At 44.5% G+C, this 16,673-nt stretch carries 11 protein-coding genes; 7 read left to right on the top strand and 4 right to left on the bottom strand.

Annotated elements, in window-relative coordinates:
* Positions 1–170: 170 nt before the first annotated feature.
* Positions 171–2,759: a bifunctional aconitate hydratase 2/2-methylisocitrate dehydratase gene (acnB, locus tag L4C38_RS06100; protein ID WP_428796647.1), complete on the top strand. Its 2,589-nt coding sequence runs from the start codon at positions 171–173 to the stop codon at positions 2,757–2,759.
* Between the two features lie 126 nt (positions 2,760–2,885).
* Here acnB and L4C38_RS06095 read toward each other — a convergent pair whose 3' ends face one another.
* Complete coding sequence (locus tag L4C38_RS06095) at positions 2,886–4,019, bottom strand: glycerate kinase (RefSeq protein ID WP_428796646.1); 1,134 nt, start codon at positions 4,017–4,019, stop codon at positions 2,886–2,888.
* A gap of 614 nt (positions 4,020–4,633) precedes the next feature.
* On the opposite strand from L4C38_RS06095, the gene L4C38_RS06090 reads away from it, so the two are divergent.
* From L4C38_RS06090 to L4C38_RS06065, 6 genes are all read left to right on the top strand, one after another.
* On the top strand, positions 4,634–5,005 hold the full coding sequence (locus L4C38_RS06090; protein ID WP_428796645.1) for a YacL family protein: 372 nt from the start codon (positions 4,634–4,636) through the stop codon (positions 5,003–5,005).
* 185 nt (positions 5,006–5,190) lie between these two features.
* Positions 5,191–5,529 (top strand): P-II family nitrogen regulator, encoded by a 339-nt coding sequence (locus L4C38_RS06085; protein ID WP_428796644.1) that lies wholly within the window; start codon positions 5,191–5,193, stop codon positions 5,527–5,529.
* A 23-nt stretch (positions 5,530–5,552) separates the two neighbouring features.
* Complete coding sequence (locus tag L4C38_RS06080) at positions 5,553–6,782, top strand: ammonium transporter (protein WP_428796643.1); 1,230 nt, start codon at positions 5,553–5,555, stop codon at positions 6,780–6,782.
* Positions 6,783–6,921: 139 nt separating this feature from the next.
* Complete coding sequence (locus tag L4C38_RS06075; RefSeq protein WP_428796642.1) at positions 6,922–7,935, top strand: Fe(3+) ABC transporter substrate-binding protein; 1,014 nt, start codon at positions 6,922–6,924, stop codon at positions 7,933–7,935.
* Positions 7,936–8,034: 99 nt separating this feature from the next.
* Positions 8,035–9,660, top strand: a complete 1,626-nt coding sequence (locus tag L4C38_RS06070) for an ABC transporter permease (RefSeq protein WP_428796641.1) — start codon at positions 8,035–8,037, stop codon at positions 9,658–9,660.
* Positions 9,660–10,691, top strand: coding sequence for an ABC transporter ATP-binding protein (locus tag L4C38_RS06065; protein WP_428796640.1), 1,032 nt, complete (start codon positions 9,660–9,662; stop codon positions 10,689–10,691). Before L4C38_RS06070 ends, L4C38_RS06065 begins: the two co-directional genes overlap by 1 nt.
* Before the next feature lie 103 nt (positions 10,692–10,794).
* On the opposite strand, the gene L4C38_RS06060 is transcribed toward L4C38_RS06065, so the two are convergent.
* The 3 genes from L4C38_RS06060 to L4C38_RS06050 form a co-directional block, all read right to left on the bottom strand.
* Positions 10,795–12,207 (bottom strand): phosphoglucomutase/phosphomannomutase family protein, encoded by a 1,413-nt coding sequence (locus tag L4C38_RS06060; protein WP_428796639.1) that lies wholly within the window; start codon positions 12,205–12,207, stop codon positions 10,795–10,797.
* Between the two features lie 48 nt (positions 12,208–12,255).
* On the bottom strand, positions 12,256–14,664 hold the full coding sequence (locus L4C38_RS06055) for a glycoside hydrolase family 94 protein (RefSeq protein WP_428796638.1): 2,409 nt from the start codon (positions 14,662–14,664) through the stop codon (positions 12,256–12,258).
* Between the two features lie 85 nt (positions 14,665–14,749).
* Positions 14,750–16,669, bottom strand: a complete 1,920-nt coding sequence (locus L4C38_RS06050) for a beta-N-acetylhexosaminidase (protein ID WP_428796637.1) — start codon at positions 16,667–16,669, stop codon at positions 14,750–14,752.
* Between the last annotated feature and the right edge of the window lie 4 nt (positions 16,670–16,673).

Here is a 16,673-nt window from a genome sequence, read left to right as displayed (position 1 = left end):
ATCGTTAAATTTGGTACTATACCGCCCACAGTTTGGCCTCTCTGGCGCTGTTTATCAGTCGAAAAACAATGACAATATGGCAATGGAGAGCCAAGTTTCCAAGGATGTTTACTCCTCATGTTTTACAATAAACATAAATCGGGGAGAAACCGCAATGAGAGGAAAAAGTCGTGCTTGAAGCCTACCGTAAACACGTCGCAGAGCGTGCCGCTGAAGGAGTTGTCCCGAAGCCTTTAGACGCAGAACAAGTTGCTGGACTTGTTGAGCTGTTAAAGACCCCACAACAAGGTGAAGAAGCATTTATTCTTGACCTACTAGAAAACCGTATTCCTCCAGGTGTTGATGAAGCTGCTTACGTTAAAGCAGGTTTCCTTACCGCTGTCGCTAAAGGTGAAGTCACTTCTCCATTAGTGAGTCGTGAGAAAGCAGCTCAGTTGCTTGGTACAATGCAGGGCGGTTACAACATCGCGCCTCTCGTTGAATTCCTTGACGATGAGTTGCTCGCACCTATCTCAGTTAAAGCACTGTCTCATACACTACTCATGTTTGATGCTTTCTACGATGTTGAAGAGAAGGCAAAAGCGGGTAATCCTCATGCTCAACAAGTGCTTCAATCATGGGCTGATGCAGAGTGGTTCACCTCTAAAGAGAAAGTGGCTGAAAAAATCACCGTTAAAGTGTTTAAAGTAACTGGTGAAACGAACACTGACGATTTATCTCCAGCGCCTGATGCTTGGTCACGTCCTGATATCCCAGTTCACGCGAAAGCAATGCTTAAAATGGAACGTGAAGGTATTAACCCAGATCAACCGGGTAGCATTGGTCCAATCAACCAAATCGAAGAGCTACAAAAAGATGGCATCCCACTGGCTTACGTTGGTGATGTTGTTGGTACTGGTTCTTCACGTAAATCAGCAACAAACTCAGTGCTGTGGTTTATGGGAGATGATATCCCGAATGTACCGAATAAACGCACTGGTGGTATCTGTTTAGGCGGTAAGATTGCGCCAATCTTCTACAACACAATGGAAGACTCAGGTGCTCTACCGATTGAACTAAATGTACAAGAAATGAATATGGGTGATGTTATCGATATCTACCCATATGAAGGTGTTGTTCATAAAAACGGTTCTGTGATTTCAAATTTTGAACTCGGTAAAGTGCTTCTAGATGAAGTTCGAGCTGGTGGTCGTATTCCACTGATCATTGGACGTGGTCTAACAAGCCGTGCTCGTGTATCTCTAGATCTAGAAGAGACCGATCTATTTGCTAAACCAGTTGATCCTTTAGCATCTGACAAAGGCTATACTTTAGCGCAAAAAATGGTAGGTAAGGCGTGTGGCGTAGAAGGTGTTCGTGCCGGACAATACTGTGAGCCAAAAATGACCACAGTAGGCTCGCAAGATACCACTGGCCCTATGACGCGTGACGAGCTGAAAGATTTAGCTTGTCTAGGCTTCTCTGCTGACCTTGTGATGCAGTCTTTTTGTCATACATCTGCGTATCCAAAACCAATTGATGTAAATACGCACCACACATTGCCTGATTTCATTATGAACCGAGCGGGCGTTTCTCTTCGTCCGGGTGATGGTGTTATCCACTCTTGGCTAAACCGTATGTTGCTGCCAGATACTGTCGGTACTGGTGGTGATTCGCATACTCGTTTCCCACTTGGTATTTCATTCCCAGCGGGTTCTGGTTTAGTTGCATTTGCTGCGGCAACCGGTGTTATGCCTTTGGATATGCCAGAGTCTATCTTGGTGCGTTTCAAAGGCGAAATGCAGCCGGGGATTACTCTGCGCGATCTTGTCCATGCCATTCCTTACTACGGAATTAAACAAGGTTTATTGACGGTTGAAAAAGCAGGTAAGATCAATGAATTTTCGGGTCGAGTACTTGAAATTGAAGGTGTTGAGCACTTAAGCGTAGAGCAAGCATTTGAATTGTCTGATGCGTCTGCCGAGCGTTCTGCGGCGGGTTGTACCGTTAAGCTGTCTCAAGAGTCGATTGAAGAATACTTGAATTCGAACATCATCATGCTTAAGTGGATGATTTCTGAAGGTTACGGAGACCGTCGTACTATCGAGCGTCGTATTATTGCGATGGAAGAGTGGGTAGCAAATCCTGAGCTAATGGAAGCGGATGCGGATGCGGAATACTCACACGTAATTGAAATAGATCTTGCTGACATCCATGAGCCAATTCTATGTGCGCCTAACGATCCTGATGATGCTCGCTTACTTTCTGAAGTTCAAGGCACTCAGATTGATGAGGTGTTTATTGGTTCTTGTATGACCAATATCGGTCACTTCCGCGCGGCAGGTAAATTGCTTGAGAAGTTCAATGGTCAACTCGATACTCGTTTATGGGTTGCACCACCAACCAAGATGGATCGAGATCAACTAACAGAAGAAGGCTATTACGGTATCTTTGGTCGCGCTGGGGTTCGTATTGAAACGCCAGGGTGTTCACTGTGTATGGGTAACCAAGCTCGTGTAGCAGACAAAGCAACAGTAATGTCCACGTCTACGCGTAACTTCCCCAACCGTTTAGGTAACGGCGCGAACGTTTATCTTGCTTCCGCTGAGCTTGCTGCGGTAGGCGCAATTCTGGGTAGGATTCCAAATAAGGAAGAATATTTAGAGTATGCCAAGCAAATTGATGCAACAGCTGCGGATACATACCGTTATTTGAACTTCCATAAGATGGAAGAATACACCAACAAAGCGGATGACGTGATCTTTCAAGAGCCGGCATAAACGTTAGAAATAGATGTGAAAACCGCAGGTATATCCTGCGGTTTTTTTCGTCCATCTAACTTGAGACCTAAGCTTGTTTTTCTTACCACCTCGCTACAACATTGAGTTGTGAGGATATTGGATAGACTAGATTTTTAGTGTGAACATCGCAGCCACGTTACGTGCGGTTAGCTCGATGTTCTCGGCAGCTTCCGTCATTGCCGTTGGTAAGTCGACGGCGCGGTTTACTACGGCAAATACAGCATCGATACCGTGTTCATGTACCACAGCACAATCTTGACTCAGGCAACCAGAAATAGCGATAACGGGTACAAAGTGTTTTTTCGCCGCTCGTGCAACACCGATTGGCGTTTTACCATGAATGGTTTGGCTATCAATACGACCTTCACCAGTAATGACCAAATCAGCATCCGCAACGACATCAGTCAGATTTACTGCGTCCATTACGATGTCGATCCCCGGGCGAAGCTCTGCATTGAGTAGACCGATCAGCGCTGCACCTAAACCACCAGCCGCGCCAGCGCCAGCGCGATCCAGAACATCTTGGCCTAGTTGTGCATAGATAATCGCAGCATAATGCGCCAAATTGCTATCGAGTTGCTCTACCATCTCTGGCGTTGCGCCTTTTTGTGGCGCAAACACTTGCGAAGCGCCTTTTGGACCACAAAGCGGGTTATCAACATCACAAGCGACTTCTAAACGTACTTGTGCAAGGCGAGGGTCAAGACTGCTCATATCAATCGTGTGTAGCTTGGCAAGTTCACCGCCGCCGAAATCTAGTGGTTCACCTGCTTTATCTAATAGACGAATACCCAGAGCTTGAGCCATACCGAGACCGCCATCATTAGTTGCGCTGCCTCCGATCCCAACAATGATGTGTTCAACACCTTTATCAAGTACTGCATTGATCAGTTCGCCTGTGCCAAGTGTGGTTGTGATCAAAGGATTACGTTTTGCAGGTTCCACTAAATGCAAACCTGACGCTGCTGCCATTTCAATGATCGCCGTTTTACCACCACCAAGTAAACCATAGAAACCGGTGACCTTTTCACCGAGTGGACCTGTAACTGTGTGCTCGATAATGTCACCATCTGTCGCATCCACGAGAGATTGAACCGTACCTTCACCGCCGTCAGCCATTGGCAATTTAATGTATTCAGCGTCAGGTAAGATTTGTTTAAATCCTTGCTCAATGGCAATAGCGACGTCCATCGCGCTTAGACTTTCTTTGTAAGAATCAGGAGCAATAACAATTTTCATAGTAATACCTAAACGCTTTAAACAAATACACCAAGCATCATGATCGAGAGGAATGTGATCATTAAACTAACCGCCGACTTGTAAGGGATGCGTTCAAGATGCTGACTGTTGCAGAGTCAATATCTACACAATGAATTCGTTCAATTGCATAAATGCTGTTAGTAGCAAAAGGTGCGCGATACCACTGGCATATAGTAGCAACAATTTTGGTGTATCAACCAGGTTTGTATCGCTAAGATCGTAAAGGAAACGCATTTCCTTTTTGAGAGAGTGCTTGCGTTTGAGCTGAGGCTCGGTAAACTCCGCCAACAATTTTTATGGTGGATTTTGGTGAGCGGTTTATTCCGTATATTGTGCGTGGGCATGCTATTAGTCATTAGTGGCTGTGTGACATTCTCGGCCAATGATCCAACAAAGTTAACGTAATTTGGGACAATGAAGCCGTTCTGATTGAATGAACCCACAAAGCTACCGTGATTGGATCGGAGACATTTTGACGATTATTGGCTGCATGCTGATCGTGATATGGTTGGGATACGCTGAACCAAATGCGCATCAAAGTGAATGATCTTGGTTAGGCGACTTAACGCGTAACCTTAGTAAAGAGCAATACGATGGAATTTGAATTTATTAGAAATACTCTAATTGGTGAGTACTATGTAAAATGCAGTATGGGGCATGAAATAGTAGGGCGCTGGCTGCAAGATGAGATTGGTAAAGATTGGCAAAAGATCGAGCAAGTAGAGCAGTTGATCGATCAGGCATTCGCCAATCCACAGCAAGAGCACTGCCTGATTGGTTCTGAAATTAGCTTATCGATTCAGGGCGATGAAGTGATTGTTCAGGAAAATGTCTTAGGGCATGGTGAAGAGATGGACGAAGGCAGCGAATTTGACTTTTACGATTGTGAAAGTACCGCCAGCTGTGGCATTGAGGACTTTTCAATCGCGATAGAACAGTGGAAAAGCTTCCTAACCACTCGATAATGCCCACGATGAGTGATCTCATCAATGAATGCTTTATATTCGTGAAAAAGCGCACCAACGTGGTGCGCTTTTTTTATGCCTATAGTATTAATTACGTATCATTTCCTTAAAAAACAGTTGGTTAAAAAATTGGCACGCCACTTGGATTGTAAAAATAAAAGGACAACCGATCTGAGAGAGGATGCATGAAACTAATCAACGCAATAATCAAACCGTTTAAGTTGGACGATGTGAGGGAAGCCCTCGCCGATGTTGGTATCGAAGGGATGACCGTTTCAGAAGTAAAAGGTTTTGGTCGACAAAAAGGGCATACCGAGCTCTATCGCGGCGCGGAATATCAAGTGGACTTCCTGCCTAAAGTAAAACTAGAAATCGCCACTCAGGCAGAAAATGTTGACCGAGTGATTGAAGCTGTTACCAATGCGGCTCATACCGGCAAGATTGGTGACGGTAAAATTTTTGTTTATGACCTCAGCCAAGCCGTTCGTATTCGTACTGGTGAAATGGACGCAGAAGCACTGTAACACTCAAGGATTGGAGAATACTCATGGAATTATCACTGACAGTAAGTGAATTACGCTACGCACTCGACACCTTTTTCTTTCTAATTTCTGGTGCGCTCGTAATGTGGATGGCGGCAGGATTTGCCATGCTAGAGGCGGGTTTAGTTCGTTCAAAAAACACCACAGAAATACTCACTAAGAACGTATGCTTGTACGCGATTGCCTGCACTACGTATTTGGTCGTTGGTTACAATATTATGTATGTCAATAATGGCGAAGGTGGCTGGCTACCGTCATTTGGCGCTTTGATTGGTACGCAAGGTGAAGGGGCAGATCATTCGCTCGAATCAGATTTCTTTTTCCAAGTAGTGTTTGTGGCGACAGCTATGTCAGTGGTTTCTGGTGCGGTAGCTGAACGGATGAAGCTTTGGTCGTTCCTTATTTTTTCAGTCGTGCTAACTGCATTCATATACCCAATGGAAGGTTATTGGACTTGGGGTGGTGGTTTCCTATCAGAAGCCGGTTTCAGTGATTTTGCTGGTTCAGGTATCGTACACATGGCTGGTGCTTCAGCTGCTCTTGCTGGGGTATTGCTGTTGGGAGCGCGCAAAGGTAAATACGGCAAAAATGGTGAAATCTACCCAATACCAGGATCAAACATGCCTTTGGCAACACTCGGTACATTTATCCTTTGGTTTGGTTGGTTTGGTTTTAACGGTGGTTCTCAATTAATGATTTCTGATTTCGAGAACGCAACGGCGGTCGGTCAAATCTTTCTAAACACCAACGCTGCTGCGGCGGCGGGTGCGATAGCAGCACTTTTAGTGTGCAAAACTATGTGGGGCAAAGCTGATCTAACAATGATCCTCAATGGAGCATTAGCTGGTTTGGTGGCTATTACGGCCGATCCGCTATCGCCATTACCAATGTATTCGTTAGCTATTGGTGCAGTATCTGGGGCGTTGGTGGTATTTAGTATCGTAGCGTTAGACAAGCTGAAAATTGATGATCCAGTCGGTGCGATTTCAGTACATGGTGTATGTGGGTTGTTTGGGCTGATGGTAGTACCTCTTAGTAACGTTGATGCAACATTTGGTGCACAGCTACTAGGTGCATTTGTCATCTTTGCTTGGGTATTTGGTGCAAGTCTTGTGGTATGGGGAATCATTAAAGCCACCATGGGCATTAGAGTGACGGAAGATGAAGAGATGGAAGGAATGGATATGCATGACTGTGGTATTGGTGCTTATCCGGAATTTGTTTCGGTGAAATAAAAGGTTACAAAATCATTAACGAAAAAACCTGCTTTAGTTAGCAGGTTTTTTGCTTTTAGCAATTGTATTCTAAAAGAAGATGAATATAATAACGCAACTGATAAACATTATCATTAAAATTAAGTGAAGGATTTCGATAATGAAAAAGCTGTTAACTCTTTCTGCACTCGCTTGTGCAACTATAGCCCCAACAGCAATGGCTGCTGATGAAGTGAACGTATACTCTTACCGTCAACCTTTCCTAGTTGAACCAATGTTCAACGAGTTCACAAAAGAAACCGGCATTAATGTAAACGTTAAGTTTGCTAAAAAAGGTTTAGCAGAGAAATTAGCGCAAGAGGGAGAGTACAGCCCAGCAGACGTTATTTTAACTGTCGATATCAGCCGACTGTCTAACCTTACAGAGAAAGGTCTTGTTCAATCGGTTAACAGCGAAATTCTAGAAAAAAATATTCCAGCGCAATATCAAGATTCAGACAACGAGTGGTTTGCACTAACTACACGTACTCGTAGTGTATATTCTTCACGTGACCGTGTTGGTAAGCTAGGTGATGACTTCACCTATGCAGATCTTGTTAATCCTGAGTTCAAGGGAAAAATTTGTACGCGTAGCGGTAAGCACCCATACAACGTTTCTTTAGTATCAGCAATGATTGCAGAAAATGGTGAAGCAGCAACCAAAGAGTGGTTGGAAGGCGTGAAAGAAAACCTTGCGCGTAAGCCTCAAGGTAACGACCGTGCTCAAGTAAAAGCTATTAAAGAAGGTCTATGTGACGTTGCTCTGGGTAACAGTTACTACCTAGGTAAAATGGTTAACGATAAAGAGCAAAAAGCTTGGGCTGATGCGGTTTATATTAATTTCCCTAATCAGAACACAACTGGTACACACGTAAACATCTCTGGTATGGCACTGGCTAAGCACTCGCCAAACAAAGAGAATGCAGTGAAGCTAATGGAGTTCCTTGCGGGCGACAAAGCACAAAGCATGTACGCGGAAGTGAACTATGAATACCCAGTAAAAGTTGATGTGAAGCCATCGGAACTTGTCGCCTCTTGGGGTGAGTTCAAGGCAGACCCAATTTCGCTAGAAGAAATTGCTGATCATCATGAAGCGGCAATCAAACTGTTAGATGAAGTGAAATTTGACCTTTAATCGCTGATAAGGGTATAAGAGTACCCTATTTTAATTTAAGGGATTTGAGATGGAGTCATGGAAGTACTGACATCTCATTCCGCCTGAAATGATTAGGCGATGAAAGAAAAAAATCACTTATGGAAAACCAGTAGCGGGATGTTGGCCCTGCTGCTGGTTTTGCCTATTTTTGCTATCTTCTTTACAGCTGTTGGTGAAACCAATGAGCTGTTTTCTCATTTACTATCAACAGTAATGCCCACTTACACCTTTAATACGGTGGCATTGGCAGTAGGCGTTATGTTGTTGTCTCTTCTATTTGGTATCCCCTCCGCTTGGTTGATGGCAATGTGTCGACTGCCGAGTGAAAGAATACTCCAGTGGGCTTTAGTACTACCGTTAGCGATGCCTGGTTATATCGTCGGCTATATATTTACCGATTGGTTTGATTTTGCTGGACCAATACAAATTGCTTTGCGTGATTTGATGGGCTGGCAAGCGGGAGATTATTGGTTTCCTGATATCCGTACACTTGGTGGGGCAATAGTGGTTCTAGCCTTGGTGCTGTATCCATACGTCTATCTACTTTGCCGCGCAGCGTTTATGGAACAAAACGTTTCTTTATTGCAATCCGCACGATTGTTGAAGTGTTCACCTTGGGAAAGTTTCTATCGTATTTCGTTGCCATTGGTACGCCCTGCTATTGCGGTTGGGCTCTCTTTAGTCGCAATGGAGACCATTGGTGATTTTGGTACGGTCAGCTACTTTGCCGTCAATACTTTAACCACAGCGGTATACGATACTTGGCTTGGCTATTCGAGCTTAACTGCTGCGGCTAAGATCTCGAGTATCATGCTGATATTTGTCATTTTATTACTTTCGAGTGAGCGTTATAGCCGTCGTAAGCAGAAGCTGTTCCAGAATCAGTTTAGTAGCCGAGAAGATTTCCGCTATGAATTACATGGTTGGAAAAAGTGGATCGCACTGATTTGGTGCTGGGGGCTGGTTTCGATCGCGTTTATTTTCCCTCTAGGGCAATTGGTCATTTACGCTTACAAGTATTTTGCTCAAAGCTGGACCGCAGAATTCCAACAATACGCGCTAAATAGTTTGTACGTATCGTTATCAGCAGCAGTGATTGCAGTTGCTATCGCTTTAGTCGTAAATTTCTATCAACGTTTATCATCGAAACGCACAGCGGTTGCCTTTATGCGCTTATCTTCGCTCGGTTATGCCGTGCCGGGAACGGTGCTGGCGATAGGTGTTATGGTGCCGGTACTCTTCATGGACCATCTGGTTAATGACATCGCTAAAGCGATGGAGTGGGGGCGACCAGGATTGATTTTTTCAGGTTCAATGTTTGCGATTATCTTTGCCTTGGTTGTACGTTTTTCGGCGGTTGCGATTGGCAGTATTGAAAGTGGTTTAAGTAAGGTATCGCCTTCATTGGATATGGCATCTCGCACCATGGGGTGCAATTCAAATCAAATGCTTCGAAGAGTACATTTACCGCTGATTCGACGTGGTGCGCTGATCGCGGGGTTGCTGGTTTTTATTGAATCAATGAAGGAACTCAATGCCTCGTTGCTGCTGCGTCCATTTAACTTTGAGACACTGGCAACTTACGTCTTTAATTTTGCTTCCGATGAGCATCTTGAATTGGCGGCAATGCCTGCGGTTCTGTTAGTGCTTGTTGGGTTGATTCCGTTAGTCTTAGTTAACCGTTCTTTAGAGCAGGTACATTGATGAGCTGTGCACTTTCTATAAATAATCTTACCTGTAAATATGATGAACAAACCACCATCTTAAAAGAGCTATCTTTGCAAGTTGAGCAAGGAGAGATTGTTTGCCTCTTGGGTGCGAGTGGTTGTGGAAAAACTACGTTGCTAAAGGCTATTGCGGGGTTGCTACCTTTAAGCTCTGGGTCTATGACGCTCAATTGCATGACGATTGATGATGGTGAGAATTGGATGCCACCAGAGCACCGTAATATAGGCATGATTTTTCAAGATTACGCATTGTTTCCCCACTTAACGGTGGAACAAAATGTTGCGTTTGGTTTGAGGGATTTGAATGCTGCTGAACAAAAAACAAAAGTACGTGAAATGCTTGAGTTGGTTCATCTAGAGCAATACGGTGAGCGCTACCCACATCAACTCTCGGGTGGACAACAGCAGCGTGTCGCTATTGCTCGATCATTGGCATACAAACCAGATTTACTATTGCTGGATGAGCCGTTTTCAAATATTGATACCCAAGTACGTCATGAGTTGATTGGCGAGATACGCAAACTATTCAAACAGCAAGGCGTCACGGCGATCTTTGTTACACATAGCCGAGAAGAAGCGTTTGCCTTCTCTGATAAAATGGCCGTAATGAATCACGGTGTGATTGAGCAATACGGGTCAGCAAGTGAGTTGTACTATCAGCCTTCAAGTAAATTTGTCGCAGATTTTTTAGGCGGCGGTAGTTATATGAGTGCTAAACGTGTCTCTGAAACCGACTTCGAGACTGCTCTTGGAATAGTTGAGGCAGTCGCACAGAAATCTATAGAGATTGACGCGCATTGCGAGTTACTGCTTCGCCCACAACACGTTCAGATAAGTACCGCTGAAGAGAGCGGTGTGGTGGTGACTGAGCAGCAATTTATGGGTGATCATTGTCGCTATGTCATTAACGCTCATGGCAACAAGTTGTTTGCTAGCTCCTCAGAGCCTCTAGAGATCGGACAGATGGTTTCTGTTAGGGTTGAAACGCAAGGTATACTCGCTTTCTAGCCGTGATCTAAACGGACCTTTGCAAATCAAATAAATGAAAAAAGCCCGGCAAATTGCCGGGCAAGATCTCTTCACCTATAAAGTGAACGAGGAGCTTGGTAAACTATAGCTGCAAGAAGTCTTTCATCTGCTTTACCACGTGCTCAGCGGTTTCTTTATCTGCCATTTCAGCAAAAATACGCAACAGAGGTTCTGTACCGGAGAATCGTGCTATCACCCAACCACCGTTTTTAAAGTAAACTTTGGCACCGTCTTCATAGCTGACCTTCTCGATCGCGTATTCAAATTCAGGCAGTTGTTTTTCTACATAAACTTTATTGTATAACGCTTGCTTAGCTGCCGGTTTGAATGTGCAATCTCCTTCCGCTGTATAGGCATAACCGTACTTCGCGTAGATTTCATCGAGCAGTTCAGAGAGTTTTCTACCCGTAACCGAGATCATTTCAACCAATAGACTAGAGGCGAATACGCCATCTTTTCCTTTGATATGACCACGAATCGTTAGACCACCAGAACTTTCACCACCAATCAGCGAGTCATCCGCTTCCATTTGGGAGCTTATATGCTTAAAGCCTACCGGAACCTCAAAGCTTTTTTCACCATGATCCGCGGCGATTTTATCGAGCAGATGCGTCGTAGCAATATTGCGTACAACCGAACCTTTCCAACCTTTGTATTCAAGTAGGTAGTAGTAAAGAAGGATCAAAACCTCATTAGGGTGAATGAAGTGACCTTTTTCATCAATAATACCGAGTCGATCCGCATCACCATCAGTACCAATACCAATGTCATACCCTTCGTGGGCGACAAGGTGCATCAAGCGGTAAAGAGTTGCTGCATTTGGCGATGGCATCAAGCCACCAAAATCGGGATTTTTTTCATCATGAATAACATCAACTTCACAGCGACCATTAATTAGCACTGTCTGTAGTGCGTTTTTTGCCACACCAAACATTGGGTCAATCAAAACGCGCAGGTTGGCTTTTTTAATTGATTCGATATCAATAAAGTTAATGATTGAATCAACAAAATCGTTCATTGGATTGATGACTTCAATGAGCTTATCGTCAACCGCTTGTTCAAAGTCGACGCTTTTTATCTGTTCGATAGTTAACGTTGCGATTTGTTGTTCGATTTTTTGCGTGATGATTTCATCAGCATCACGACCACCTTCAATAAAGACTTTGATGCCGTTGTAGTCTGCTGGGTTATGCGACGCGGTGATGCATGCTGAGTAAGCACAATTCATTTCTTTCGCTTGAAACATAACGATAGGCGTTGGAACGAATTTATCAATAAAGCTGACTTTTACACCATTTGCAGCTAAAACTTCAGCAAACCAGCAACCAGCTTTATCGGATAGAAATCGGCGATCATAGCCTATGACAAAGCCTCGGTCGGCTACTTTTTCAGTGTTGATTATGTTGGCTAAAGCTTGGGCAACTAGGCGAACATTGTCCTTGGTAAACTCTTCACCAATAAAAGCGCGCCAGCCGCCTGTACCAAATTGGATCATGGGGTATTCCTTAGAAAATAGGGCAACCTCGGTCGGTTGCCCATCGGGTTAGCCTAGCGTAACGATAACTTCGTTTACACTGCCTTCTGCTTGCACAGGAACAGCGCTACCATTAATTCGTTCACCGTTTAGCGTAATAGATTTCACGCCTTTACTGACTGAATCAGGGTTGACTACGCTAATGTTGTAAGTTGCCCCTAGCCATTGGCGAGTGACTTCAAATCCAGGCCAGTTCGTTGGAATACAAGGATCAATCGTTAGACCATCAAAGCCAGTTCGCACCCCTAAGATGAAGTTGGTTACGGCAAAATATGCCCAACCAGACGTACCTGTTAGCCAAGGGTGGTTTGCTCGACCGTGATCTTGATGGTCACGCCCCATAATAAACTGAACGTATGAATAAGGTTCAGCAACGCGTTTTTCGATCATGTCATTTTGGTTGTATGGATTCAGTGCATCGTAGAACTTCATTGCACGATCACCACGGCCAAGTTTCGCTTCAGCTACCCATGCCCATGGGTTTGGATGCGAGAAGATAGCCCCATTTTCTTTTACGCCTTGGTAAACTCGAGTAACAAAGCCGATGTCATCATTGGGTGTCGCAAATGATGGTGAGTTTAGGTGTAGACCATATTCAGAGAAGAGGTTTTCATCAACAGAATCCATGGCGCGCTCGCCGCGCTCTTGAGATACCGCTCCAGATAAAACAGCCAGTGTATTTGACTCAAGGTGAACGCGGCCTTCTGCTTGCTGCGCCGTACCGATTTTGTCGCCATTCTTAGTTAGACCACGGATATACCAGCCACCTTCATCATCCCAAAGGTGTGTTTCACATGCTTCGCGTACATTGGCTGCCATTTCGGTGTATTTTTCAACGTCAGCGTGTTTACCAAGATGTTTGGCAAGGTCGATAAATTCTTGCAATGCCCAGAAGTGTAAGAAGGACACCATTGAAGACTCACCACCACCAAGGTTTAAACAGTCGTTCCAGTCTGCGCGCAGACCTTTACAGATCCCGGTTTGACCAACGTATTCTGCAGAGAAATTCAACGCGACCTTCATGTGCTCGTAAACGGTAGCGTTGCCGCCATCAGCGTAAGGAATCACTTCATCAAAGAAGTTGTGCTCACCCGTTTCCATTACATATTTGCAGATGGTTGGTACTAACCATAAGTGGTCATCAGAACAGGTATCTTCGATCCCGTGGATTTTATCTTCATCCGATGGGGTTGGAACGACGGTTGGAGACTTCGATGGTACAACATCCGCTTTCTCTGGATCGAACCAATCTGGATCGAACAAGTGCAGACCGTAACCCGCTTTTACTTGTCCACGAAGTAGGTCAACAATACGCTTACGAGTCATTTTCGCGTTGGAATGTGGTACAGAAAGTGCGTCTTGCGCTGTATCGCGGTAACCCAAGCCTGTACGGCCACCAACTTCGATAAACGATGCGAAGCGAGACCAAACCACACATGTCTCTGCTTGGTATAGTGTCCAAGTGTTGATCATTGTATCCAAACCTTCGTTTGGTGATTTTACTTGGAACTTAGCACAACGCTCATCCCAGTGAGATTTGATACCAGCAAATGCCGCGTCAACTTGAGCAAGATCTTGGTACTTTTCACGTAGACGTTCACCATTACCTTTACCAATACCTAGAATGTAAGCGAATCGAACTTCCTCGCCAGGTTGGATGGTGAACTGCTTGTGCAGTGAGCCACAGTGGTTGTAACAAGTTTGTGCGCTGTTAAAACATTGCCCTTGTTCCACTGCGAGTGGATTAGCTTCATCTCGGTACAAACCTAAGAAGCTATCTCGTTGACCGTCGTATGAATCAGGTTCAAACGTTGATGCAAGGTAGTAGAAACCTTCGAAATCGTCAGTGTTGTAGTATAAGTCGTACTCAATCACGCCATCTTTGTATGAGGTTCCAGCTGAGTACAGAGACATCTGATGGTTTTGGTTATCAGATTGAATATGACTAAATGAGAACTCAACAAATGAGAATGCACTAATGGTACGTGGTTTATCAGATGTGTTTTTGATCACAACATCCCAAACTTCGGCATCTTCACCTTTCGGTACAAACAGTGTTTTGGTTGCTTCAATACCGTTGTAATCACACTTAAATTTAGAGTAAGACAGACCGTGGCGAACCTCGTAGCTAGCTTCATCTAAGCTTTTTGCTACTGGTTGCCATGAGATTGACCAGTAGTCACCCGTTTCATCATCGCGCAAGTACACATAGTGCCCCGGGCGATCGAACGTCGCGTTGGGACGAAATTTCGTTACGCGATTATGCTCTGGTGAGTTGTAGAAAGAGTAGCCGCCAGCATTGTGCGAAATCACGGTACAGAATTTTTCTGTGCCTAGATAGTTCGTCCAAGGTGCAGGCACATCTGGGCGTGTGATGACATATTCGCGATTGTCATTATCGAAATAGCCGTATTTCATTTTAATATCCTTTTATACCAAGCCACTCTTAGGTGGAAAAAATTTAAGCTAGAAAAAACGACTAACAGTTTTACTTGTTAGCTGGTTATTTATGTTTCCACGGTTGACGATATTTGACGTCTTGTCTGTCTAAGAGCGGCAAATGACCTTTCAATCGTGATAAGTAATCTGTCCAATTACGCTGGGGCTTATTGGTCCAACAGGCTTCCGCCATCGCAGTTAAACGAGGAAAAACCATGTAGTCCATGCGTTGTTGATGAGTGATAATTTCGCACCATAAGGCGCATTGAATACCCAAAATACGCTTGCGGATTGGGTCGCTATCGGGGACCTCTTGAAGCGGTTCGTAGCGATAAGCATTTTCTAATGGGATAGTGCTTGCCCAGTCTACCCCTGGTTCATCTGGCGAGTAGTCCTGAGTCATATCTAAATAGGTGTGTTGCGCTGGTTGCAAAATGACATCGAAACCTTGGCTAGCACAGTTAAGCGCAGCATCCTCACTTAACCATGAGTAAATGATAGTGTCTTTACTCACTTTGTTGCCATGTTGGGCTTCTTCCCAGCCAACCATACGTTTGCCAAGTGTTTGTAAGTGTTTTTCTACGTGGCGTAACAGATGACCTTGTAGATCTTTGCTGCTGTGATAACCATGTTGTTGCATCAAGGCTTTACAGCTTGGGCTGTTAACCCATACGCCATCAGGCACTTCATCGGCACCAATATGAATCCAAGGGGAAGGAAACAGCTCTGCAACTTCAGTCAATACGGTATCGAGAAACTGGTAAGTACCTTTAAGAGCTGGAGATAGTACGTTGTCATTATAGTGTTGGATACTGCGATACTGAGACTCGTCTTGTTCATCGAGTAGTAAATGCGGTAGTGATTTTAAGGCGGCACGGCAATGACCCGGGATATCAATCTCGGGGATGACAGTAATACCCCGTTCGGCGGCAAAGCTAATCACCTCGCGAATATCATCTTGAGTGTAGTAGCCCTCATGTACTTCATTAAGAGAACTAAATTGTGGCTCCAACAATGTGCCTGGCCCGCGCTTAGCACCAATGTCGGTTAGCTCAGGATAGGCTTTGATCTCAATGCGCCACCCCTCATCGTCTGTCAGGTGCCAATGAAAATGGTTGAACTTGTAATGAGCCAAATGATTGATCAGTCGTTTTACGCGCTCAACGGGATGAAAATGGCGAGCGCAATCTAACATCATGCCGCGATAGCGAAAGCGTGGTGTATCAGTAATACGGATAGAAGGTACTCTCAGGGTATTTTTCTGTTCGCTCACTTCAACTAACTGCAATAACGTTGCACTGGCGTGGACAAATCCAGTTGCCGAGCCTGCTTCAAGACGAATGCCATGGGCACTCACCGTTAGAATATATTCCCCTTCATCTAATGTTGGGTTATCACGAAACAGTATGTCACTGTGACCAATAGGATTGGTTTTGAAGTCATACAGCGATTGTAATTCCACTTGCAGCCAGGTCGCCGCTTTTTCAGCACGGACAGATTGCAAGGTGATTTGGCTATTAGGTGAAAGTAGATAGTGACCATCTTGAAAGTCAATTTTATTTGGTTTTGGAATGAGAGCTAAGCGATTGATCTCAACATCAGGTAATTCACTACGTTCTCGGTACGGTGACGCCAAAGAGATAGGAGTGACCGCAACGGAGTGCTTTATTGCACCATTACATTCAACGATAAGTGCGTCTTTAAAACCATCGGTATAATAGCGCAGTGGTGCAGTACTGATCGTAAACTCACAGTAGTAATACTCATTGGCCTTCAATAGCGATACTTCAGGTATAACAGTGCAAAAACTACCAATTTGCGTTAATTCTCCATAGGTAAAGCTGTCAGGGAGAATGTAGCGGTCGATGATGAATTGCAGCTTCCAATCGATGAGGTCTTGGTCTGATAGGTTGTGTAATGTCATGCCAAATCGACAGAACTGCTTCTGTTCTGATAAGACGGTGAGATCAACGCGATAGCTCATATCT

The sequence above is a fragment of the Vibrio kasasachensis genome (assembly GCF_050337565.1).
Taxonomy (GTDB): Bacteria; Pseudomonadota; Gammaproteobacteria; order Enterobacterales; family Vibrionaceae; genus Vibrio; species Vibrio kasasachensis.
Note: the sequence above shows the minus strand (reverse complement) of the source record. Positions and strands in the feature narration are given on the sequence as shown.

Excerpts from the sequence above, each read along its gene's own strand:
- L4C38_RS06085 (WP_428796644.1), top strand. The coding sequence starts at position 5,191 with ATGAAACTAATCAACGCAATAATCAAACCGTTTAAGTTGGACGATGTG.
- L4C38_RS06095 (WP_428796646.1), bottom strand. The coding sequence starts at position 4,019 with ATGAAAATTGTTATTGCTCCTGATTCTTACAAAGAAAGTCTAAGCGCG.
- L4C38_RS06065 (WP_428796640.1), top strand. The coding sequence starts at position 9,660 with ATGAGCTGTGCACTTTCTATAAATAATCTTACCTGTAAATATGATGAA.
- L4C38_RS06080 (WP_428796643.1), top strand. The coding sequence starts at position 5,553 with ATGGAATTATCACTGACAGTAAGTGAATTACGCTACGCACTCGACACC.
- L4C38_RS06060 (WP_428796639.1), bottom strand. The coding sequence starts at position 12,207 with ATGATCCAATTTGGTACAGGCGGCTGGCGCGCTTTTATTGGTGAAGAG.
- L4C38_RS06070 (WP_428796641.1), top strand. The coding sequence starts at position 8,035 with ATGAAAGAAAAAAATCACTTATGGAAAACCAGTAGCGGGATGTTGGCC.
- L4C38_RS06075 (WP_428796642.1), top strand. The coding sequence starts at position 6,922 with ATGAAAAAGCTGTTAACTCTTTCTGCACTCGCTTGTGCAACTATAGCC.
- L4C38_RS06055 (WP_428796638.1), bottom strand. The coding sequence starts at position 14,664 with ATGAAATACGGCTATTTCGATAATGACAATCGCGAATATGTCATCACA.
- L4C38_RS06050 (WP_428796637.1), bottom strand. The coding sequence starts at position 16,669 with ATGAGCTATCGCGTTGATCTCACCGTCTTATCAGAACAGAAGCAGTTC.
- L4C38_RS06090 (WP_428796645.1), top strand. The coding sequence starts at position 4,634 with ATGGAATTTGAATTTATTAGAAATACTCTAATTGGTGAGTACTATGTA.